Here is a 517-nt window from a genome sequence, read left to right on the forward strand (position 1 = left end):
CACCGCTGTAGTGCCCGGCACCAGGTTTTCAAAATGCTCGCCGCCGGTCACGCCTTTGATAGCGGTGGTGACGGTTTGATCGCCTTTGTACACATCGTCTGGCGCGATGGTGGTGATGGAGCCGCTCGACTGATTCACACCGATGGTGATGGTCTTGCCGTTGTCCAAGGTTACGGTCAGCGGATTGGTGATGTTAGTCACCGGGGCGCCGTTTTTATCCACAAGGCTGGCGGTGTAAACGATATTGCCGCCTTCACCGACGGTGGTGGTAGCGGTCAGGACCACATCGACCTTGTCGATGGTGTCATTGATCGTAGTGGTCGCGCCATTGCCCGCAACTTCGAGTTTTTCGAAGTTGCCGCCGGAAGCGTCGGTGATCTTGACCGTCTGCGTGCTCTTGTCGATGAACACGTCATCGGTAGGCGCAGGCATGGTCACAGTGCCGACGGTTTCGCCAGCCTTGATGGTGATCGAGGAGCCGTTATCCAACTTCAGCGTGACGTCAGTACCGGCCTTG

General features: G+C 57.4%; 1 protein-coding gene. It reads right to left on the reverse strand.

Annotated features, from left to right (window positions below):
• Nucleotides 1-517, reverse strand: a 517-nt coding sequence (locus ODQ19_RS28000) for an immunoglobulin-like domain-containing protein (protein ID WP_330211839.1), incomplete at both ends; no start/stop codon positions are given.

The organism is Pseudomonas sp. AM4(2022) (genome assembly GCF_036346515.1).
Lineage (GTDB): Bacteria > Pseudomonadota > Gammaproteobacteria > Pseudomonadales > Pseudomonadaceae > Aquipseudomonas > Aquipseudomonas paracarnis.